The sequence below is a fragment of the Alphaproteobacteria bacterium genome (assembly GCA_040218575.1).
GTDB lineage: Bacteria > Pseudomonadota > Alphaproteobacteria > JAVJRE01 > JAVJRE01 > JAVJRE01.
On the sequence record JAVJRE010000002.1, the window covers coordinates 450,068 to 472,500 of the forward strand.

A 22,433-nucleotide genomic window follows, 5' to 3' on the forward strand; every position below is an offset into this window, starting at 1 on the left:
CCCCCCAATACGGGCACGACAGTCCCAACGCGCAAGGCGCTGAAGAGTTTTGGCGCGCAAGAACGGAGGGGCCCATGGAAATCATGATTGCGTACGACCACTCGCGCAACGCGCGGATTGCGCTCGACGCAGTTCAACAGATGTTCGGGCCGTTGAAGCCCAGCATTACGCTGGTCTCGGTCGTGGAAGACATCGGCAGCGCCACATCCGACGCGGACGAGCTATTCACAGAACAGTACCAGGAACAGAAAGCGGGCGTCGAAGCAGCGGCCGCAGAGCTCATGGCTGCCGGCCTCGAGGCCAAGGTCATGATCGCCGAGGGCGACGCACGCAAGATGATCCTGCGCGCCACCGAGGAAAGGCAACCCGACCTTTTGGTCATGGCCCGCCACAGCCACCAGGCAGATGGCGGCGCGCTGAACTTCATCACCAAACGGCTCGACGCCATAGCCGAAGAATTCGACCACATGACCTTCGGGTCGGTCTCAGCCTTTCTCGCGCGGCGCGCGAAATGCCCGATCCTCATCATTCCCTCCCACGTCCTGGCACCTTCAAAGCAAGCGGCCGAATAGCACCGGGGCACAGATCATATGAAAATCTCCAGTCTTGTCCGGGTTCACGATCCCGCCATTCGGGCACTGCATCTGACCTGGATCGCGTTCTTCATCACCTTCTATGTGTGGTTCAACATGGCGCCGCTGGCATCGTCGATGCTGGCGTCAAATGATTGGTTGACGCGCGACGACATTCGACTGTTCGCCATCGCAAACGTGGCGCTCACTATACCGGCCCGAATTCTCATCGGCATGGCACTCGACAAATGGGGCCCGCGGCGGGTGTTCTCGTTGTTGATGATCGTCATGGCCATTCCGACGTTGTTCTTCGCCTTCGGCGATACCAAGATGCAGCTCTTTGTCTCGCGCCTGGTTCTGTCGTCGGTTGGTGCCGGCTTCGTCGTCGGCATTCACATGACCGCGCTCTGGTTCAAGCCTCGCGACATCGGTTTTGCCGAGGGCTTCTATGCCGGTTGGGGCAATTTCGGTTCCGCGGCGGCCGCGATGACCATCCCCACGGTGGCACTGGTCCTTTTTGGCGGTGATGACGGATGGCGCTACGCCATCGCGACCTCCGGTGTGATCATGGCGGCCTACGGGGTCTTCTACTGGTTCGCCATCACCGACGGGCCGACCGCTGACACCCACAAAAAGGCCCGCAAGACCGGTGCGCTTGAGGTCTCGACATACCGCGATCTTGCCCTGCTGGTTGTCTTCACGGTGCCGCTGATCGGGATTCTGTCAATCCTTGTCTACCGTGTGCAGAGGATGGGCTATATCGATGGCTTCGTCGCGACAATCTGCTACGCCTCCATCGCGACTCTGGTCATCTACCAGGTCTGGCAGGTCCTGCGCGTCAATCTTCCGATCTTGCGCAAGGGCGTACCCAAGGACGACCGCTATCCGTTCAGCTCGGTCGCGGCGCTCAACACCACCTATTTCGCCAATTTTGGCGCTGAGCTGGCCGTGGTTTCCATGTTGCCGATGTTCTTCCAGGAGACCTGGGGCCTGACGCCGGTGACAGCCGGCCTCATCGCGGCCTCATTTGCCTTCATTAACCTGGTGGCCCGTCCCATGGGCGGCCTGGTGTCTGACCGGATGGGCAACCGTCGTTTCGTGATGCTCGCCTACATGCTGGGGATCGCCATCGGGTTTGCTCTGATGGGGCTGCTCAACAGTGCCTGGCCGCTGATCATTGCCATTGCGATCACAATCGCCTGCTCGTTCTTCGTGCAGGGTGCCGAGGGCGCGACCTTTGGGATCATCCCCTCGATCAAGCGCCGGGTGACCGGCCAGGTCGCCGGCATGGCTGGCGCCTACGGCAACGTCGGCGCGGTGTTCTACCTCTTCATCTTCATGTTCGTGGACGCCTCGACCTTCTTCTTCATCATTTCGGCCGGTGCGCTGGCTTCATGGCTCATCTGCTACTTCTGGCTGAAGGAACCGGAGGGCGGCTTTGATGAAGAATATGTCCTCAGTTCGGTGGACGAGGCCATCGCCGCCCAGGCAGCCCGCAAGAAAGAAACCGAGGCCGAACTCGCGCTGATCTTTGCTGGGTCCGAGAGAGTCGCGTTGGCCGAGAAAGCCGACAGTCTGACGGTCACCGCTCGCTTCAGGGATCTCGACGATCTGAGGGCCGCGCTCTCGCGGCTGGGACCAAAATCCGGCGGCCAACCCGCTGAACCCGCCGAGTAGGACTGAACTGCTGGCGGAACACCGCCTCTGGCCGACCCATGCCAAAGACCAAGGAGACATCTCAATGGCAAGAGACTTGACAGGATACGCAGCGGACGACGAGTCCTTCTGGACCTCGACCGGCAAGAGTATCGCGAACCGCAACCTGTGGATCTCGATCCCGTCGCTGTTGTGCGGGTTCGCCGTCTGGCTTTACTGGGGGATCATCACCGTTCAGATGATCAACCTGGGCTACCCTTTCGAAACCTCTCAACTCTTCACTTTGACCGCAATCGCCGGCTTGTCCGGCGCGACGCTCAGAATTCCCGCGACCTTCTTCATCCGGATCGCAGGTGGACGGAACACGATCTTCTTTACCACTGCGCTTCTGATGATCCCGGCCATCGGCACGGGGATTGCCCTACAGAACCCTGATACACCGCTCTGGCAGTATCAGATCCTGGCGCTTCTGTCTGGAATCGGGGGTGGCAACTTCGCCGCCTCGATGTCCAATATCTCCTTCTTCTTCCCGAAAAAGGTCCAAGGCTACGCGCTGGGTATGAATGCGGGTCTAGGGAACTTCGGGGTGACCACGATGCAAATCGTGATCCCGCTGGTGATGACCTTCGGACTGTTTGGTGGTGAAAGCCAGACGCTGGTCAACACGTCCGGCACTCTGATTGGACGCATCCCGGCCGGCACCGAAACCTACATCCAGAACGCCGGGTTCGTTTGGCTGCTGGCGCTGATCCCTCTGGCCTTCGCCGGTTGGCTTGGCATGAACAACATCCGCGACGAGCATGTCAGTCCTGATATTCCCAACCCCTTCGGAGCCTTCGGGATCATCGGTTTCATGTACCTGATCGGCTTGCTCTGTGCCGGCTTCGGCCTCTGGCTGATGCTGCCGACCGCGGTCGGCGGGTCCGGTTTCATGATCTCGAAATGGTTCGTCCTGCCCATCGTCATCGTGCTGACCATCGCGCTGCTGAGGATGATTCCCGGTCAGATCGGTAAAAATCTCCAGCGGCAATACCAGATCTTCCGCAACAAGCACACCTGGGCGATGACCATCATCTATGTCATGACTTTTGGCTCGTTCATCGGCTACTCAGCCGCAATGGGCCTGACTATCAAGGTCGTGTTCGGCTTCCAGCACCTGATGGTGGACGGCGTTCTGACCCATGACACGTCGAACCCGAATGGCCCTTCGGCGCTGATGTTCGCATGGATGGGCCCCTTCATCGGTGCGCTCATTCGTCCGCTCGGCGGTATCTGGGCGGACAAGGCCGGGGGCGCGAAGGTCACCCAGATCATTTCGGTCGTAATGGTGATCTGCGCCTTGGCGCTGGCCTGGATCCTGCAGCAGGCCTATTCGTCGGCGACGCCCGAAACCTACTTCCTGCCCTTCCTGCTGATCTTCCTGCTGCTGTTTGCGGCCACGGGAATCGGCAACGGATCGACTTTCCGGACCATTGCGATTGCCTTCAACAAGGAGCAGGCAGGGCCGGTTCTTGGCTGGACCAGTGCCGTGGCCGCCTATGGCGCTTTCCTTATCCCGCAGATCTTCGGGGAACAGATGAGTAGCGGAACGCCGCAATACGCGCTGTATGGCTTCGCGGCTTTCTACACGCTCTGTATCGCGATCAATTGGTGGTTCTATCTGCGCCGGAACGCGTACATCCAGAACCCCTGAACCACTCCCGGCCTGCCCGAAGATCGCTTCGGGCAGGCTCCACCTGCATACCGCCTTTAGGGAGCTATAGTCATGAGTCATCTGCTTGATCGCCTGAACTTCCTGTCCCGCAAGACAGTTGGCCGTTTCTCCGACGGCCACGGAATGACCACCAACGAGGACCGTCGTTGGGAAGACGGCTACAGGAAGCGCTGGCAGCACGACAAGATCGTGCGTTCGACTCATGGCGCAAACTGCACCGGCTCCTGCTCGTGGAAGATTTACGTCAAGGGCGGCATCGTCACCTGGGAGACGCAGCAGACCGACTATCCGCGCACCCGGCCGGAGCTGCCTAACCACGAGCCGCGCGGCTGCTCCCGTGGCGCCAGCTATAGCTGGTACATGTATTCCGGCAACCGGGTGAAGTACCCGCTGGTGCGCTCCGCCCTTATGCGCCTGTGGCGTGCGGCGCGGCTGAACAACAGTCCGGTCGCGGCGTGGGGCTCCATCGTCGAGGACCCGAAGAAGCGCCATGCCTACACGTCGCGCCGCGGGCTGGGCGGCTTTGTTCGCGCCGGCTGGGATGAGGTCAACGACATCATCGCCGCCGCCAATGCCTATACCGCCAAGACCTATGGGCCGGACCGGGTCATCGGCTTTTCACCAATCCCCGCCATGTCCATGGTGTCCTATGCGGCTGGCTCCCGCTACCTGTCGCTCATGGGCGGCGTCTGCATGTCGTTCTACGACTGGTACTGCGACCTGCCACCGGCCAGCCCGCAGACCTGGGGCGAGCAGACGGACGTGCCGGAGAGCGCCGACTGGTACAACTCGGGATTCCTGATTCTGTGGGGCTCCAACGTGCCCCAGACGCGCACCCCCGACGCCCACTTTTATACCGAGGCGCGCTATCGCGGCGCCAAGAGCGTGGTGGTCAGCCCGGACTACTCGGAAGCAGCCAAGTTCTCCGACCTGTGGCTCAACCCCAAGCAGGGCACCGATGCCGCCCTGGCGCTGGCCATGGGGCATGTCATCCTGCGCGAGTTCCATCTCGACCGTCAGGCCGAGTATTTCGAGGACTATTGCCGGCGCTATACCGACATGCCGTTGCTCGTGCGCCTGACCCAGAAAGATGGGCACTTCGTGCCGGAACGCCTGCTGCGGGCTTCCGATTTCAGCGATAGCATGGGCCAGACCAATAACCCCGACTGGAAGACGGTCGCGGTTGACCGGACAAGCGGCAAACTGGTTGTGCCGCTGGGCTCAGTCGGCTTCCGCTGGGGCGAGAGCGGCAAGTGGAACCTGGAGTCGCGGGACGCCGAAGGACGTGACGCCACCCTGGAAATGAGTCTGATCGAGGAAGGCCGCCACGACCACATCGTTGACGTGGCCTTCCCCTATTTCGGCGGCCGGCCGCACCCGCATTTCGATGGCAGCGACCATCCGGAGGTGCTGGTCCGGCGCCTCCCCGCCAAGGCCATACAGCTGGCCGATGGCGAAGCCATGGTGACGACCGTGTTCGACCTCTTTGCTGGCAACTATGGGCTGGACCGCGGTTTCGGCGGCGGCAATGTAGCGACCGACTTCAACGCCGATGTGCCCTACACCCCGGCCTGGGCAGAGAAGATCACCGGCGTACCGGCCGATCACATCATTACCGTGGCGCGGGAGTTTGCGCGCAACGCGGAGAAGACCAAGGGAAAGTCCATGGTCATTCTCGGTGCCGGCCTGAATCACTGGTACCACATGGATATGAACTACCGGTCGATCATCAATCTTCTGGTCATGTGCGGGTGCGTCGGGCAGTCCGGCGGCGGCTGGTCACACTATGTGGGCCAGGAAAAGCTGCGACCGCAGACCGGCTGGCTGCCACTGGCCTTTGGTCTAGACTGGTCACGCCCGCCTCGGCAGATGAATTCCACGTCATTCTGGTACGCGCACAGTGACCAATGGCGCTACGAGACCCTCGATGTGAAGGACGTGCTGTCGCCGACGGCGCCGGAGGGCCCATGGGACGGCACCATGAACGACTACAACATCCGTGCCGAGCGCATGGGGTGGCTGCCGTCAGCGCCACAGCTAGAGACCAATCCACTGGAGCTGGCCGCAGCCGCCGACGCGGCGGGCAAGGACGTCAAGGCCTATGTGGTTGACGGGCTGAAGGACGGATCGCTGCGCATGTCATGCGAAGACCCCGACAACGAAAAGAACTGGCCACGCAACCTGTTCGTCTGGCGCTCCAACCTTCTGGGCTCATCCGGCAAGGGGCATGAGTACTTCCTCAAGCACCTTCTGGGCACCAGCCATGGTGTGCTGCAGGAAGACCTGGGCGCCGCCGGCAAGGCTGCCAACAAGGAAACGGTTTGGCATGACAAGGCGCCGGAAGGAAAACTGGACCTGCTGGTGACTCTGGATTTCCGTATGTCCACCACCTGCGTCTATTCCGACATCGTCCTGCCGACCGCCACCTGGTATGAGAAGAACGATCTCAACACCTCTGACATGCACCCGTTCATTCATCCGCTGACCGCAGCGGTTGATCCGGTGTGGGAGAGCCGCACCGACTGGGACATATACAAGGGCCTGGCCAAACGGTTCTCTGAGATCGCTCCGGAAGTTCTGGGGGTCGAACGGGATGTGGTCCTAACGCCAATTCTGCACGACACGCCGGCGGAACTGGCCCAGGCCAAGGACGTCAAGGACTGGAAACGCGGTGAAACCGAGCCGGTCCCCGGCCGCACCATGCCGCAGATTACTGTGGTCGAGCGCGACTACCCCAATCTCTACAAACGCTTTACGGCGCTTGGCCCGTTGATGAGCAGTGCCGGCAATGGCGGCAAGGGCATTAGCTGGAACACCGAGCATGAAGTGGAGTTGCTGGGCCGGCTGAACGGCCGGGTGATCGAGGACGGCGCATCCCAGGGATTACCTCGGATTGACACTGATATCGATGCGACGGAAGTCATTCTAACCCTGGCGCCGGAAACCAACGGCGAGGTGGCGGTGAAGGCGTGGGAGGCCCTGAGCAAGGCGACCGGCCGCGACCACACACACCTGGCAAAGCCCAAGGAAGACGAGAAAATCCGCTTCCGCGACGTGGTGGCGCAGCCGCGCAAAATCATCAGCTCGCCCACCTGGTCGGGCATTGAATCTGAAAAGGTCTGCTACAACGCTGGCTATACCAATGTGCATGAGCTGATCCCTTGGCGGACGCTGAGCGGCCGGCAACAGCTCTATCAGGATCACCTGTGGATGCGGGCCTTTGGCGAGGGACTGTGTGTCTATCGTCCGCCGATCGACACCAAGTCCGTCACCGCCGCTTTGCAGGGCGACAACGACCAGCCGAGCGTCGTCCTGAATTTCATCACACCGCATCAGAAGTGGGGCATCCACTCCACCTATACCGACAATCTGCTGATGCTGACCCTGTCACGTGGCGGACCCATCGTCTGGATGTCCGAAGTTGATGCAGCCAAGGCGGGCATTGTCGACAACGACTGGGTCGAAGCGTTCAACGTCAACGGTGCCCTGGTGGCGCGGGCGGTCGTGTCGCAGCGCATGAAGGAGGGAACTCTCTTCATGTATCACGCCCAGGAAAAGATCGTGAACATGCCGGGGTCACAGAAAACGGGACAGCGCGGCGGCATTCACAACTCCGTCACCCGGGCCGTCCTCAAGCCGACCCACATGATCGGTGGCTACGCACAACAGTCCTACGGCTTTAACTACTACGGCACGGTCGGGTCCAACCGCGATGAGTTTGTCATCGTCCGCAAGATGGAAAAGGTTGACTGGCTTGATGGGCCAGCCCCCGTCGCCATGGAGGCAGCAGAATGAAAATCCGCGCACAGGTCGGCATGGTCCTGAACCTGGACAAGTGCATCGGCTGTCACACCTGTTCGGTCACCTGCAAAAACGTGTGGACCAGCCGCGAAGGCATGGAATATGCCTGGTTCAACAATGTGGAGACCAAGCCCGGCATTGGCTATCCCAAGGAATGGGAGAACCAGGACAAGTGGAACGGCGGCTGGGAGCGCACGTCGTCCGGCAAGCTGCAGCCAAAGATGGGCGCCAAGTGGCGCATTCTGTCGAAGATTTTCGCCAATCCGGACCTGCCGGAGATTGACGATTATTATGAGCCCTTCACTTTTGACTATGAGCACCTGCAAAAGGCCAATGACTCCATTGCCTCGCCAACAGCCCGCCCCCGCTCGCTGATCACCGGTGAGCGGATGGAAAAAATCGAATGGGGACCCAACTGGGAGGAAATCCTGGGCGGTGAGTTCGCCAAGCGATCCAAGGACGTCAACTTCGAACAGGTCGAGAAGGAAATTTACGGCCAGTTCGAAAACACCTTCATGATGTATCTGCCACGGCTGTGCGAGCACTGCCTCAACCCGACCTGTGTGGCCGCCTGCCCGTCCGGCGCCATCTACAAGCGCGAGGAAGACGGTATCGTCCTGATCGACCAGGAGAAATGCCGGGGCTGGCGCATGTGCGTATCGGGCTGCCCGTACAAGAAGATCTACTACAACTGGCAGACCGGTAAGTCGGAAAAGTGCATCTTCTGCTTCCCGCGCATCGAGGCGGGACAGCCCACGGTCTGTTCCGAGACCTGTGTGGGCCGCATCCGCTATCTGGGTGTCCTGCTGTATGACGCCGACCGGATCGGCGAGGCCGCGGCAATCGAGGACGAGCAGGACCTGTACGAGTCGCAGCTCTCCATCTTCCTTGACCCGCACGATCCCGAGATCATCGCCCAGGCCAAGCGTGACGGTGTACCTGACGCCTGGCTGGAATCCGCCAAGGTGTCGCCGATCTACAAGATGGCCATCGACTGGCGCGTTGCATTCCCGCTGCATCCTGAATACCGGACGCTGCCGATGGTCTGGTATGTGCCGCCGCTGTCGCCTATCCAGTCGGCCGCCCAGGCTGGCCACATCGGCATCGACGGCGACATGCCGGACGTCCGCAGTCTGCGTATTCCTCTGCGCTATCTGGCCAATATGCTGACCGCCGGCAAGGAAGAACCGGTGGCAACGGCGCTGGAACGCATGTTGGCCATGCGCGGCTACATGCGGTCAAAGACCGTGGACGGCGTGACCAATGAAGAAATCGCCGAGCGCGTGGGCCTGACACCGGCGCAGATCGAGGACATGTACGAGATAATGGCCATCGCCAACTATGAAGATCGTTTCGTCATTCCAACGTCGCACCGCGAAGTCAGCGAAGACGCCTACGAGCTGCGCGGCGGTTGTGGCTTCAGTTTCGGCAATGGCTGCTCCGGCGGCACCAGCACGAGTGATCTGTTCGCACCCCGCAAGCGTACCGTGCAGACACCAACGGAGGTGATGTGATGCAACGGGCGCTGAAGGCCCTTTCCATTGTGCTGAGCTACCCGACCGGTGAGTTGCGCGAAGAGGCGGCGGACGTGAAGGCCGCGCTGACCGCAGAGCAGGCCCTGGACAGCGGCAGCCTGAACCGATTGTCCGGATTGCTCGACCGTCTGGCCTGCGATGATCTGTACGATTCGCAGGAGTCCTATGTCCTGCTGTTTGATCGCACCCGCTCCTTGTCACTGCACCTGTTCGAACATGTCCATGGCGAAAGTCGTGACAGAGGGCAGGCCCTGGTGGACCTGCAATCGGTCTATGCCACCGGCGGCTATGAGGTTGCGGCCAAGGAGCTACCGGACTATCTGCCCTTGTTCCTGGAGTTTCTGTCCACCCGGCCAAGCGACGAGGCGCGCGAGCATCTGGTACAGATCAGCCATATTCTAGCGGCCCTGCGCATGCGCCTGACAGCGCGCGGCAGCGACTACGCCGCCGCCATCGGCGCCATTGAGAGCCTGGCCGGCCACACTGCCAGCCCGCAGGCAGTGACCGACGCCATGATCGCCCCGGATGACGATCCGAATGACCTGCAGGCACTGGATCGGGCCTGGGAAGAGACGGCAGTCACCTTTGGCCCGGGCGCAACAGCTACGAACGGCGCACCCATGCGGCCCCCCGCCGGTCAGGGAGACCACTCATGATCACTTATATGAACACGGTCGTCTTCGGCCTCTATCCCTATATCGCCCTGACGGTCCTCGTGATCGGCAGCATCCTGCGCTATGACCGCGAGCCTTTCACCTGGCGGTCAGGGTCCAGTCAGCTCTTGCGGCGACGCCAGCTTGTCTGGGGGTCCGTGTTGTTCCATGTAGGAATCCTGGTTGTCTTTGTCGGCCATCTGGGCGGCTTGCTGACGCCAATCGCATTGTTTGACTGGCTTGGCATCTCGCACGGGTTCAAGCAGATGACCGCCATTGTCGTCGGAGGCGTCGCCGGCGTGGTGTGCCTGGTCGGAGCCACCATGCTGGTCCATCGCCGGCTGTTCGACCCTCGTATCCGCCGGACATCCGCTTTCAGCGATATTGCGATCCTGCTTCTGCTTTACGTTCAGCTGGTTCTGGGCCTCGCCACCATACCGATCTCCATGCAGCATCTGGATGGCGGGGAAATGGTCCTGTTCATGGCCTGGGCGCAAGGGATCTTTACCTTTGATCTGGCGGCATCCAGCTATGTTCTGCATGTCCATCCGATCTTCAAGGCCCACCTGGCCCTGGGTCTGACCATTCTGCTGGTCTTTCCCTTCACCCGACTGGTCCACATGCTGAGCGCACCGGTGCGCTATTTGTGGCGGCCAGGCTATCAGGTGGTGCGCCAGCGCCAGACCGGCGGCCGCAGGGGGCGGCAGACAGCCGCCTGAGCCGTTTGCCTCCCGCCGCGGCGGGCCCAGAATCCCGCTCCCTGCTGCGCCGCGGGGAGCGGCTTCCCTGCGCCAGGCCCAGCAAGCGCTTGCTGAAACGCCGGGTTCCTGCTAGACCGCGCGCCGAGACCCCCGTCAACCTTGACCATCCCGATCCTGCGGCCCACCCCGCCATCCGGCGGCGGTGACGTCCGGCCCCATAGCGGGATGGCGACAGCATGAGTGTCCGGCATGGACCTGCGCAATATCGCCATTATCGCCCACGTCGACCACGGCAAGACGACGCTGGTGGACCAGTTGCTGAAGCAAAGCGGCGCCTTCCGCGATAATCAGCAGGTGGCCGAGCGCGCCCTTGATTCCAACGAATTGGAGCGCGAGCGCGGCATTACCATCCTGGCCAAATGCACCAGCGTGGAATGGCAAGGCACCCGCATCAATATCGTTGATACACCCGGCCACGCCGATTTCGGCGGCGAGGTAGAGCGCATCCTGTCCATGGTGGACGGTGTCGTTCTGTTGGTTGACGCGGCGGAAAGCGTTATGCCGCAGACCAAGTTTGTCCTGTCCAAGGCCCTGAAGATCGGCCTGCGGCCGATTGTCATGATCAACAAGGCGGATCGGCCTGACGGCCGGCCGGCAGAAGTTCTGGAGGAGATTTTTGACCTCTTCCTGACTCTCGAAGCCAATGACGATCAACTGGACTTCCCGGTGCTCTACGCCTCCGGCCGCCAGGGCTGGGCCGTAGCCAATCTGGAGACCGACGAACGCAAGGACCTGTCGATCCTGTTTGATCGTATTCTGACCTACATTCGCCCGCCCGCAGCCCGCGCCTATGCCCGCGGCGACTTGCCATTCGCCATGCTCATCACAACGCTGCAGGCCGATCCGTTCCTGGGACGGATCCTGACCGGTCGGATCGAGCAGGGGATTATCTCCACCAATCAGACAATCAAGGCCCTGTCCCGGGACGGACGCGAGGTGGAGCGGGCGCGGGCAACGAAGCTGCTGGCCTTCGACGGCCTGTCACGAGTGCCCGTGGACCGGGCGGAAGCCGGCGACATTATCGCCATTGCCGGGCTCAGCACCGCCACCGTGGCCGACACCCTTTGCGATATGGCACTCGAGACGCCCCTGCAAGCGGCGCCGATTGATCCGCCGACCATCGCCATCAGTATCGGCGTCAATGACAGCCCGTTGGCCGGCCGCGAGGGCGACAAGGTGCAAAGCCGGGTTATCCGTGCCCGCCTGCTGTCCGAAGCCGAAGGCAATGTGGCCATTCGTGTACGCGACAATGCGGAGGGCGATTCATATGAAGTGGCCGGCCGCGGCGAGCTGCAGCTTGGCGTCCTGATCGAGAATATGCGACGCGAAGGCTTTGAGCTGTCCATCAGCCGTCCCCGTGTCCTGTATAAGCAGGACGACAAAGGCCAGCGACTTGAGCCCGTCGAAGAAGTCATCGTCTTTGTGGATGATGAGTATACCGGCGCCGTGATCGAGAAAGTCAGCCAGCGCAAGGGCGAGCTGCAGGACATGCGGCCGGCCGGCGGCGGTAAGACCCGTATTGTGTTTCACGCGCCCAGCCGTGGCCTGATCGGCTATGCCGGCGAGTTCCTGACGGATACGCGCGGCACCGGTGTTCTGAACCGGCAGTTTCACGGCTATCAGCTCTATCGCGGTCCGATTCCGGGACGGCGCAACGGCACCCTGATTGCCAACGGTGACGGCAACGCGGTCGCCTATGCCCTGTGGAATCTGGAGGAGCGTGGCATCCTGTTCATCCACCCTGGTGACAAGGTCTATCAGGGCATGGTCATCGGCGAGAATTCCCGCGGCAACGACCTGGACGTCAATCCGTTGAAGGGCAAACAACTGACCAACATGCGCACGACCTCCAAGGATGAAGCGGTGAAGCTGACGCCGCCTCGCACCATGACCCTGGAGCAGGCCATCGCCTATGTGGGCGACGACGAACTGGTGGAGGTGACGCCGAAGTCCATCCGCCTACGCAAGCGAGCGCTGCTGCCCCACCTGCGCAAGCGGGCAAAGGAAGTGGCCTGAGGCGGGACTCGGTTCGAGTCAGGACAGGCCCCCGTATTGCTGCGCAACGTCGCTGTGGGCCCTCTTTCGCCGCATTTTTTTGGCAATGAGTGCGGCCATACTGGCATCAGGCTGTTCGCTCTGGACCTGGGACACCGTGGCAGGACACTGGTTTAACCCTTCATACGAGACCGGAAACGGCGCGGAGCATTATCCCGCCGATGGCACCTGTGCGCTGGCCAATCGGCCATAGCCTCGCCAGGGCCGGCGACCGGGTGCGCCGCCGGGCGGCGGCCTGTCTCGTGGTCATGGCCGGCCTTGCCTTGCCGGTAGCCAGTGCCACCGCCGCAGACCCGCCCACAGGTATTTTCAGCCTGATCGTCGAGAACGACCTGTTCTATGGAAATGACAGAAACTATACAAACGGGCTGCGGCTGAGCTGGCTGTCGGCGCCTGATACGACCCCTGACTGGTTAAAAGAAGGTGCCACTCTGTTGCCGCTGTTTGCCGTCGGCGGCGATGTGCGGTTTACAGTGTCAGCCGGACAGAACATGTACACACCCGCCGATATTTCCCTTCGGCACCCTCCGGCCACCGACCGCCCCTATGCCGGGTGGACCTACGGCTCCATCGGCATTGTATCCGAAACCGGCCGGCGCCTTGACCAGCTCGAACTGGCGCTTGGAATTGTCGGCCCTCAATCCTATGCCGAGCACACGCAGGCGTTTGTCCACGACCTCATTGGGTCGCAGGAGCCAAATGGCTGGGATACCCAGCTACGCAACGAACCAGGGCTTGTCCTGACCTATCAGCGCAGCGCGCGAGCCTATTTTGCGGAATCGGCCGGGCATCTTGGATTCGACGTGACGCCTCATGCCGGCGCCGCTCTCGGCAATGTCTTCACCTATGCCAGCGGTGGCTTGACCCTGCGGGTGGGAGAGGATCTGCCGCTTGACTATGGCCCCCCACGCATTCAGCCGAGCCTGCCCGGATCGGGCTTCTTCAGGCCGGCCCCGGGGGCAACCTGGTATGTATTTGCAGGGGTAGAGGGCCGCGCCGTCGCCCGGAATATTTTTCTGGATGGCAACAGCTTTCGCAGCGGTCCACATGTCGACAGACACCCTCTGGTCGGTGATTTCCAGTTTGGCTTCGTGCTGACATGGAATGCGGTTCGCTTCAGCTATACAAACGTCATCCGCACGCCGGAATTCAAGAACCAGACCGAACGCGACGACTTTGGCGCCGTCAGCATCTCCGTCCAGTTCTAGCTCTTCATAGTCCGGCCCGGTGGACAGCACCTGTGCTTGTCACTGGAGCTCTCGTTGTATCCGTCTGCCGGGCCCGCCAGGCACAGGATCCTTGTGCCCTCGCCGCCTGGGTAAGGAAAATACGACAGTGCTGAAAAAGGCCATTGATTTGTTCTTGTTTTGTTCTCACAATAAGCCATGGCTTCCCTCACCCCTGTCACTGCCCGACCGGCCCCGCCGCCCGCTTTCCCGGCCCCCGCCATGTCCTCCCCCAGGGACGCAAGGGGAAGCGGGCGGCACTCCAACCCCTATGGGCGACAAATCAAGGGACCGGCCTGCAAAGCGGCCGATCTGGCCAGCTTGCGCCAAAGCATCGCCCGCCTTGAACAACGGCACAGTGCGTTTGAAAGCCACGACAGCGAAGAAAATGCGGTGCGGCGTGGAGGTTTCGATCATCCCGCCTGGCGCTTCGGTCTGACGGCCATGGACTGCGTCCTGCCGGCTGCAGGGCTATCCCCCGGCGGGCTGCACGAGTTGTCCGCCGCCCATCAGGACGGGCCCGCCAGCCATGGCTTCGCCCTGGCGTTGTTGCGCCGGCTGGCCGAAGCCCCGGCAGCCAGCCGGGCGGACAGCGCCCCTATTCTGTGGTGTCAGGACCATTTCACACACGATGCTTTCGGCCCGCTGCATGGTCATGGCGTCGCCAACTTTGGTCTCGATCCAGGACGATTCATCCTGCTGCGCAGCAGGCGAACACGTGACGCCTTATGGGCCATGGAAGAAAGCATTCTGTCCGGTGCCGTGGCGGCTGTCGTAGGTGAAGTCAGAGCAATGGATTTTACCGCCAGCCGCCGGCTTGCCCTTGCCTGCCGCAGAATGGCCGTGCCGTGCCTGATACACCGTCGCGATGGCGATCCCATGCCGGGCGCCGGTCAAACACGCTGGCGCGTGGCCGCGGCACCCAGCCGACCCGACCCATGGGATGCACGAGCCCCCGGCGGGCCGGCCTGGCGTATCACTCTGGAACGTTGCCATGGCGGGCGGCAGGAAGAACGCACACCATGGCCCACCACCTGGAATGTGGAGTTTGACGGTGAGACGGGTTGTTTCTCTCTGGCTGCCTCAATGGACAATCGAAAGACTGCGTCGGAGCGAAGGCCCACACACCCGTCCTGCGCGCCGGACAATCGCCGCCGGCAAGCCGGATAGTCCATCTGTCGGCGCCGCGGCGCCTTTCGCGCTGGTTGCTGCGCAGAATGGCCGGCTGTGCCTGACAGCGGTCAACCGAGCCGCGCGTCATGAAGGGCTGGTTGCCGGGCAAACCCTGGCCGACGCACGGGCAATCGCACCGCATCTGACAACCCGGCCAGCCGAACCCGAGGCCGATGCCCGCGCCCTGCGCGCGCTGGCTGATTGGTGCCGTCGCTATACCCCGTGGACCAGCCCTGAGGGAACAGATGGCCTGTGGCTCGATATCAGCGGCTGCGCCCACCTGTTCGGTGGCGAAACCAGCCTGCTGTACGATCTGCTGCACCGCTTGAAGCAACAAGGCCTGTCAGCCCAGGCCGGTCTGGCAGATACACCGGGCGCGGCATGGGCCCTGGCCCGCTTCATGCCGGAAACAGCCCGACTTGAGGCGCGTATTGCCGACCCCGGTGATACGCGTCAGGCCCTGAGCGACCTGCCGGTCGCCGCCCTGCGTCTACCGCCTGACGCGGTGCTTCTGCTCCACCGCCTTGGCCTGCGGACCATTGCCAGCCTGTATCCTTTGCCGCGCGCCAGCCTCGCCCGTCGCTTCCGTGCAACGGAAGACGGTGTGGCTGTACTCCGCCGCCTCGATCAGGCTTTGGGGCGGGAAGAAGAGCCTCTGTCACCCCTGACACCGGTGACCGCCTATCGCGAACGACTGGATTTTGCCGATCCTCTTTTGACAGCCCAGGGCGTGGAACAGGGTCTGGATCGCCTGCTTGGATATCTCTGCGCCCGCCTGGTGAAAACAGGATACGGCGCACGTGGCCTGTGCCTATCGGCCTATCGAACCGATGGCGGCGTATCACGGGCCGGTATCGCCACCGGCCGGACGGAGCAGACCGCAAGTCATTTCCGCCGCCTGTTTCAGGATCGTCTGGACCGCATTGATCCCGGCTTTGGCATCGATGCCCTGGTGCTGGAGGCCGAGCACCTGTCCCCGATGCAACCGCGGCAAACCACGCTGCAGAGCGGCGGCCAGGCACAGGAAAGCGATGCCGTCAGTCGGCTCACGGACCGCCTGACCGGCCGCCTGGGCGCGTCCGCGGTGCATCGTCTGGTCCCCGGGGCGAGCCACAGGCCGGAACGGGCTGAACACCACCTGCCAACCAGTGACACCCCAACGCCGGGACTTTGGCAGGACCCCGACCACAAGGGGCCAGCCCGGCCACGCCGACCGATCAAGTTGCTGCCCAGGCCGGAAGCCGTGAAGGTTCTGGCAGAGGTGCCGGAAGGCCCGCCCTTGCGTTTCACCTGGCGACGGGCCGGCCACCGCACCGTACGGGCCGAGGGGCCGGAGCGCATCGCTCCGGAGTGGTGGCTCGAAGCCGGCGCCGACCCGGGCCGACTGCGTGACTATTATCATGTAGAGGACGATCAGGGCCGGCGCTTCTGGCTGTTCAGAGAAGGCCTGTACCAGCTAAGCCAGACCGACGGCCCGCCGCGCTGGTTCATCCATGGCCTGTTCGCCTGAGAGCCATGGCACACGCTTATGCCGAGTTGCAGGCAAGCAGCAACTTTTCCTTCTTGCATGGCGCCTCCCACCCCGGCGAGCTGGTGGAAACAGCCAGCGACCTCGGCCTGACAGCCCTGGCCCTGACTGATCGCAACAGTCTGGCCGGCATCGTGCGGGCTCACGCCGCCGCCCGACACGCCGATATGCAACTGATCGTCGCCAGCCGTCTCGACCTGACCGATGGGCCAAGCCTTCTGGTCATGCCCACCGACCGACAGGCCTATGGACGCTTGACCCGCCTGCTGACCCTTGGCAAGCGGCGGGCGAAAAAAGGCGCATGCCATATCGCTCTGGCGGATGTCTATGATCATGCTCAGGGGCAGGTCTTTATTCAGTTGCCCCCCGCCGACTGGCAACAGGAATCCCTGATCCGTCAGACACGCGCCATCGCCAGCGATCTGGGCGCTCCATGCTTTCTTGCGGCCAGTCACCTCTATCAGGGCGATGATCGCCGTCGTCTCGCCCGTCTGGCGGCCGTGGCCGAGAGCGCCGGAACGCCGTTGGTGGCAACCAACGACGTGCACTATCACGTGCCGGCCCGCCGGCCATTGCAGGATGTGCTGACCTGCATTCGTGAACACTGCACCATCACCGAAGCCGGCTTCCGCCTTGCCGCCAATAGCGAGCGGCACCTGAAGTCACCGGCCGACATGGCGCGCCTGTTCGCCGGCCACGAGGCTGCCATTGCCCGCACGGTGGATATCGCCCGGGCATGTCGCTTCAACCTGGACGAGCTGCGCTACAACTACCCCGAAGAGCCGGTGCCGCCTGGCGAAACACCCCAAAGCCAGCTTGAGAAGTTGACCTGGGCCGGCGCCGGGGATCGTTATCCGGCCGGCCTGCCGGACAGGATCGTGGCGACCATACGCAAGGAGCTAACCCTTATCGCCAGGCTTGGCTATGCGCCGTATTTCCTCACTGTCCACGACATCGTGCACTGGGCCCGGGCCCAGAATATCCTATGCCAGGGCCGTGGTTCGGCGGCCAACTCAATAGTCTGCTATTGCCTGTCCATCACGTCCGTCAATCCGGACGAAATTGACCTCCTGTTCGAACGCTTCATCTCCGAAGAGCGCAACGAACCACCGGATATCGACGTGGATTTCGAGCACGAGCGCCGCGAGGAGGTGATGCAGTACATCTATGACCGCTATGGCCGGGAGCGAGCCGGCATCGCCGCCACGGTCATCACCTACCGGTCACGCAGCGCCGTGCGCGAAGTAGGCAAAGCCATGGGCCTGTCAGCCGACACGACCGCGGCGCTGGCCGGCAATGTGTGGGGCTGGTCGAGCCAGGGCGTGCCGGATGAACAGGTGCGGCAGGCGGGCCTGGATCCGGCCGACCCCCTGCTGCGCCGCACCCTGGCCCTGACCCGCATGCTCATCGGCTTTCCCCGCCACCTGTCACAGCATGTGGGCGGGTTCGTCCTGACCCAGGACCCCCTGTCGGAGGTCATCCCCATCGGCAACGCCGCCATGGCCGACCGCACCTTCGTCGAATGGGACAAGAACGATCTGGACGTTCTCGGCATCCTCAAGATCGATGTCCTGGCGCTGGGCATGCTGACCTGCCTGCGCAAGGCTTTTGCCCTGCTGGAAACCCACTATGGCAAGCGTCTGAGTCTGGCCGCAGTTCCGCGTGACGATCCGGCTACGTATCAGATGATTCAGAAAGCCGACACGGTTGGTGTTTTCCAGATTGAGAGTCGGGCCCAGATGTCCATGTTGCCCCGCCTCAGGCCGGCCAACATGTATGATCTGGTCATCGAGGTCGCCATCGTCCGGCCGGGGCCAATCCAGGGCGGCATGGTGCACCCCTATCTGCGCCGGCGGCAGGGCCTGGAAAAAGTGGAGTATCCGTCCGAGGGCCTGCGAAGCGTTCTTGAAAAGACACTCGGCGTTCCGTTGTTCCAGGAACAGGCCATGAAGATCGCCATCATCGCGGCCGGCTTCACACCGGGAGAGGCGGATCGGCTGCGCCGCGCCATGGCAAGCTTTCGTCACATTGGCGACATCGGCAACTTTAAGGATAAGTTCATCCGCGGCATGACTACCAATGGCTATACAACCGACTTCTCAGAGCGCTGTTTCAAGCAGATCGAAGGGTTCAGCGACTATGGCTTTCCGGAAAGCCATGCCGCCAGCTTCGCTCTGCTGGCCTATGCCTCGTCCTGGCTCAAATGTCATTACCCTGACGTTTTCACCTGTGCTCTTCTCAATGCCCAGCCCATGGGCTTCTACTCATCTTCCTCCCTGGTCCGGGATTTCCGGGATCATGGCGGCGAAACACGCCCCGTGGATGTCAGCTACAGCGCCTGGGACCACCGGCTCGAAGCCAGAGACCCGCATCGCCCGGACGAGCAGACATCCTTTGCACTGCGTCTTGGCCTGCGCCAGGTGAAAGGCCTGCGGGAGGAGGATGCACACAAAATCACCGCCGTGCGCGGAGCAGGCTTCCGCAATCTACGCGATTTCTGTTTCAGGACCGGCCTTAACACCGCGGCTCTCTGCCGTCTGGCCCACGCCGATGCCTTTCGCTCCCTGAATCTGGACCGCCGCGCCGCGACCTGGGAAATTCGCGCCATGACCGGCCCGAACGGCCAATCTTCCATGGTCGAAGCCCTGCCACTGTTTGCCGCAGCCGATACGGTCCGGGATGGCCCCATGCAACCGGAGGAGACCGTCACGTTGCCGGCCATGCAGCCCGGTGAACATGTCATGGAGGATTATCAAAGCCTGCGCCTGTCCCTCAAGGCACACCCGCTTTCCTTCCTGCGCCCGGTCCTGGCTGAACGCCACATCAAGCCCGCAGGGGATCTGACGAATCTCCCCACCGACAGCCTTGTCCGGATTGCCGGCCTCGTCCTGACCCGGCAGCGTCCGGGAACCGCCAGCGGTGTGGTCTTCATGACCCTGGAGGATGAAACCGGTACCGCCAACATTATTGTCTGGCCGACAATCCTCGAAAGCCACCGCCGTATTGCTCTTGGTGCCCGCATGGTGTCCATAGAAGGTCGGCTGCAAAACGAGCAGGGGGTCATTCACGTCATCGCACGCCGCCTGACGGACCTCACCTCCCTATTACTGGATACGCTACAGAGTGAAGAGTCCGGTCAGCCCGAACAGGAATCGCGCGCAACCGCCAGCCCCCACCGTCATCCACGATCCGTCCGGGCTCTTCCCAAGGGGCGGAACTTTCACTAGTGCCTTGCCAGCGCCCATCGCAAGTCCCGCATCTGGATTTCCATAGCTTGCGCGAAAGCACCGACAACGGTTTCCAAGAAAAACCACAAAAAAAAGCCCGGCCGTTCAGTCAGACCCATAATTTCACTGGTCGCCAAAACCCGTTCAGCCGGACAATTCCCGTGACGGTATTGAAAACGGATCGCTTCTAACTCATTGAACTAAAAATCTTTATCTGATTGTGAAGACCCAGGGCCACCTCATAGCGCCAGATCAGTCTGATACCGGTGTTTCCCGAATGAATGCGACGTATTCGGCCAACGCCTCATGCAGTGGTCTGGGCTGCCAGCCCGTTTCGGACCGGAGCCTGCCAGTATCATAGGCGCCCCAACGGCCATGCTTGTGTGCTCGGTTCATAATAATGTCGCACTCCGATTCAGGCCGCACCTCCCACCGAAGCGCCGGGATGATTTGTTGAATTGTGGCAAGAAGCTCCTGGAGAGTAACAGCCTGGCCGAGGGCGATATTGTAGGCTGAATGGTCGAACGCCGCTTCTTTTCGCATCAGGGAAATGACTGCATCGGCCACGTCACCCACATAGATGTGGTCCTTCACCGCTTCAGGAGCGTTGATACGGACCGTTTGACCCTCAAGCGCGCGGTGAATGGCAACGTAGGGAGGGCACTGATACGCCCGACTGGGCCGCCAGCGGTCCATCGGACCATAGACACCAGACAATCGACAGGAAGCGACGTTAAGGCCAAACAGCTTGCCATACCGCTTCGCCGTAAGTTCCGCGGCGTATTTGGAGATTCCATAGAACTCCGGCGGTTCCACCCAACCGTCCTCGGGCATTGGCCCCGGCGGCGTCGGACCGTCGTCGCTGTAGACGTCGCCCGAACTGATATTGATGAAACATTTCAAATTCGGACATCTGCGTGCCAACTCCAGCAACCGCACAGTCCCCATGAAGTTTACCTCAAGCACCTTGTCCGGCGAATCCGTCTCAGGATTACCTATTTCCTTGCCATCCGGTGTTTCGGGAGCAAAGAGCGTAACCGTCGCGCCATGGACGATTCGCGTGAAACCGTGCCGCGCCGCGAGTTGATCCAGCAGCGCTGTATCCAAAACGCTGCCTCTTACATACTCGACCCGATCAGAAACGGGCGCGAAAAACCAATTCAAAGCCTCATCTTCCGGCCCGGAATCGAGCACAACAGCCCGTTCTTCCGGCAGTTGTTCCAGCCACTTGCGGGTGAGGTTGCTCATTACGAATCCCCCACCGCCGGTCACCAATAGCGTCACAATTCAAGCCCTCCTGGGAAAATCTGCGAGCAGCGATAACTCGCCCCCTGCAGTATTGGTCCGCCGGCCAGGTTGCCCGGACAGTTAAGGCCCAGGCCGGGATGGCCGAAGAAGCGCATCCGCGGCCCGGTCGACGAAACTACCCTAACGCCCAGGAACGGACACGCGCCAGGTTGACCTCAACAGCGATATCGGCACAGGCCTGTCATCGTAGGCAAAAGAAGAGCCTGCCAGACAATCGTTCGGCGGGCTTGAGCAGAAGCAATAAAATGAAGTTGCGGGCCGGACGAGTTCTCCTGGGACGGCACCGCCTCACAGCAGACATCGATACCACGCTCACGGGGATACCCTTCTCCTGGCGCAATGACGGCGCAAAGCGGATGTGTACAACATCACCGTCAGCCGGATGACCCCGGGTGAACTGTTGAATGAAGGGAAGGGATTTTGTAGGTCGCAGAGCTGGAGAGTACCCCGCCGTACCAAGCCAGCTCGCTATGACACTACCGGCAAACAGACCGACGGCGACCAGACCTGAAAAAGGCCCGGTCGCCGCATTCCTTCGCCAGATCAGGCCGCCTTCTTGACGCTGATCTTGCGTTTACGCGACTTAGCGGTTGCGGATTTCGGCAGGTGCACTGTCAGGACGCCATCACGGAACTCAGCGGTGGTTTTCGCTGCATCCACAGTGGAGGGCAGGCGAAAGCGCCGCTCACAGGCGCCGAACGACCTCTCCCTCACATGGTAGTTTTTCTTGGTATCTTCCGACTCGCTCTCTCGCGTACCACGGATCATCAGTACATCGTCGTCGGTCGATACCTCAACGTCCTTTTCCACCATGCCCGGAAGGTCCAACTTAATTTCGAATCCGGAATCGGTTTCCGCCACGTCCATAGTCGGCTGCAAAGCAAGGGACGTGCTGTTGTCGCTCCAGCCCCATTCGCCCATAACGTCGTGAAACAGGCGGTCAATCTGGCTGTGCAGGGACGTTAACGGGTTGTTGCCTTCCGTCTTATCGCTGCGACGCCAGAACGGGATCAGATCGTGTCGTGTCATGGCCATGTCTCCCTGATTGGAGTTTTATTTTCGCAGTCACTGTGTCAAGGCGGGCACTCGGGAGTGCGACTGCCGGTATGCCAGCCACAGCACCCACATGGGGAGGCATTCGTCCGATTCAATGGCGATGTAAACCTGTGGCGTGTCGGTAGCCCGCCCTTGAAATCCGGGTTGCCTGCCTCCCGAAGATCATCA

14 protein-coding genes are annotated in these 22,433 nt (G+C 61.7%); 12 read left to right on the plus strand and 2 right to left on the minus strand.

Annotated features, from left to right (window positions below):
• The first annotated feature begins 74 nt into the window (after positions 1–74).
• The 12 genes from RIE31_03695 (at position 75) to RIE31_03750 (ending at position 19,901) form a co-directional block, all read left to right on the plus strand.
• Positions 75–572, plus strand: a complete 498-nt coding sequence (locus RIE31_03695) for a universal stress protein (protein ID MEQ8639703.1) — start codon at positions 75–77, stop codon at positions 570–572.
• 18 nt (positions 573–590) lie between these two features.
• The gene (locus RIE31_03700) at positions 591–2,249 is read left to right on the plus strand and encodes an MFS transporter (GenBank protein MEQ8639704.1); all 1,659 of its coding nucleotides are present in this window, start codon (positions 591–593) and stop codon (positions 2,247–2,249) included.
• Positions 2,250–2,313: 64 nt separating this feature from the next.
• A complete protein-coding gene (locus RIE31_03705) occupies positions 2,314–3,921 on the plus strand; it encodes an antiporter (GenBank protein MEQ8639705.1) in 1,608 nt (535 codons plus the stop codon).
• Positions 3,922–3,993: 72 nt separating this feature from the next.
• A complete protein-coding gene (locus RIE31_03710) occupies positions 3,994–7,737 on the plus strand; it encodes a nitrate reductase subunit alpha (GenBank protein ID MEQ8639706.1) in 3,744 nt (1,247 codons plus the stop codon).
• Positions 7,734–9,257, plus strand: coding sequence for a nitrate reductase subunit beta (narH, locus tag RIE31_03715; protein ID MEQ8639707.1), 1,524 nt, complete (start codon positions 7,734–7,736; stop codon positions 9,255–9,257). The genes RIE31_03710 and narH overlap by 4 nt, the downstream gene beginning before the upstream one ends.
• Positions 9,257–9,934: a nitrate reductase molybdenum cofactor assembly chaperone gene (narJ, locus tag RIE31_03720; GenBank protein MEQ8639708.1), complete on the plus strand. Its 678-nt coding sequence runs from the start codon at positions 9,257–9,259 to the stop codon at positions 9,932–9,934. The genes narH and narJ overlap by 1 nt, the downstream gene beginning before the upstream one ends.
• Complete coding sequence (gene narI, locus RIE31_03725) at positions 9,931–10,650, plus strand: respiratory nitrate reductase subunit gamma (protein ID MEQ8639709.1); 720 nt, start codon at positions 9,931–9,933, stop codon at positions 10,648–10,650. Before narJ ends, narI begins: the two co-directional genes overlap by 4 nt.
• A gap of 231 nt (positions 10,651–10,881) precedes the next feature.
• A complete protein-coding gene (gene typA, locus RIE31_03730) occupies positions 10,882–12,708 on the plus strand; it encodes a translational GTPase TypA (protein MEQ8639710.1) in 1,827 nt (608 codons plus the stop codon).
• Between the two features lie 200 nt (positions 12,709–12,908).
• On the plus strand, positions 12,909–13,955 hold the full coding sequence (locus RIE31_03735; protein MEQ8639711.1) for a lipid A deacylase LpxR family protein: 1,047 nt from the start codon (positions 12,909–12,911) through the stop codon (positions 13,953–13,955).
• 240 nt (positions 13,956–14,195) lie between these two features.
• Positions 14,196–15,143, plus strand: a complete 948-nt coding sequence (locus RIE31_03740; protein MEQ8639712.1) for a hypothetical protein — start codon at positions 14,196–14,198, stop codon at positions 15,141–15,143.
• A complete protein-coding gene (locus tag RIE31_03745) occupies positions 15,028–16,656 on the plus strand; it encodes a DNA polymerase Y family protein (protein MEQ8639713.1) in 1,629 nt (542 codons plus the stop codon). Before RIE31_03740 ends, RIE31_03745 begins: the two co-directional genes overlap by 116 nt.
• 5 nt (positions 16,657–16,661) lie before the next feature.
• Entirely contained in the window at positions 16,662–19,901 is a 3,240-nt protein-coding gene (locus tag RIE31_03750) for an error-prone DNA polymerase (protein MEQ8639714.1), read from the plus strand.
• Positions 19,902–20,153: 252 nt separating this feature from the next.
• Here RIE31_03750 and RIE31_03755 read toward each other — a convergent pair whose 3' ends face one another.
• A complete protein-coding gene (locus tag RIE31_03755) occupies positions 20,154–21,185 on the minus strand; it encodes an NAD(P)-dependent oxidoreductase (protein MEQ8639715.1) in 1,032 nt (343 codons plus the stop codon).
• Between the two features lie 567 nt (positions 21,186–21,752).
• Complete coding sequence (locus RIE31_03760) at positions 21,753–22,238, minus strand: Hsp20/alpha crystallin family protein (protein MEQ8639716.1); 486 nt, start codon at positions 22,236–22,238, stop codon at positions 21,753–21,755.
• Positions 22,239–22,433 lie beyond the last annotated feature (195 nt).

Coding starts and splice junctions, on each gene's coding strand:
- RIE31_03695 (MEQ8639703.1), top strand. CDS start 75: ATGGAAATCATGATTGCGTACGACCACTCGCGCAACGCGCGGATTGCG.
- RIE31_03700 (MEQ8639704.1), top strand. CDS start 591: ATGAAAATCTCCAGTCTTGTCCGGGTTCACGATCCCGCCATTCGGGCA.
- RIE31_03705 (MEQ8639705.1), top strand. CDS start 2,314: ATGGCAAGAGACTTGACAGGATACGCAGCGGACGACGAGTCCTTCTGG.
- RIE31_03710 (MEQ8639706.1), top strand. CDS start 3,994: ATGAGTCATCTGCTTGATCGCCTGAACTTCCTGTCCCGCAAGACAGTT.
- narH (MEQ8639707.1), top strand. CDS start 7,734: ATGAAAATCCGCGCACAGGTCGGCATGGTCCTGAACCTGGACAAGTGC.
- narJ (MEQ8639708.1), top strand. CDS start 9,257: ATGCAACGGGCGCTGAAGGCCCTTTCCATTGTGCTGAGCTACCCGACC.
- narI (MEQ8639709.1), top strand. CDS start 9,931: ATGATCACTTATATGAACACGGTCGTCTTCGGCCTCTATCCCTATATC.
- typA (MEQ8639710.1), top strand. CDS start 10,882: ATGGACCTGCGCAATATCGCCATTATCGCCCACGTCGACCACGGCAAG.
- RIE31_03735 (MEQ8639711.1), top strand. CDS start 12,909: ATGGCACCTGTGCGCTGGCCAATCGGCCATAGCCTCGCCAGGGCCGGC.
- RIE31_03740 (MEQ8639712.1), top strand. CDS start 14,196: ATGTCCTCCCCCAGGGACGCAAGGGGAAGCGGGCGGCACTCCAACCCC.
- RIE31_03750 (MEQ8639714.1), top strand. CDS start 16,662: ATGGCACACGCTTATGCCGAGTTGCAGGCAAGCAGCAACTTTTCCTTC.
- RIE31_03760 (MEQ8639716.1), bottom strand. CDS start 22,238: ATGACACGACACGATCTGATCCCGTTCTGGCGTCGCAGCGATAAGACG.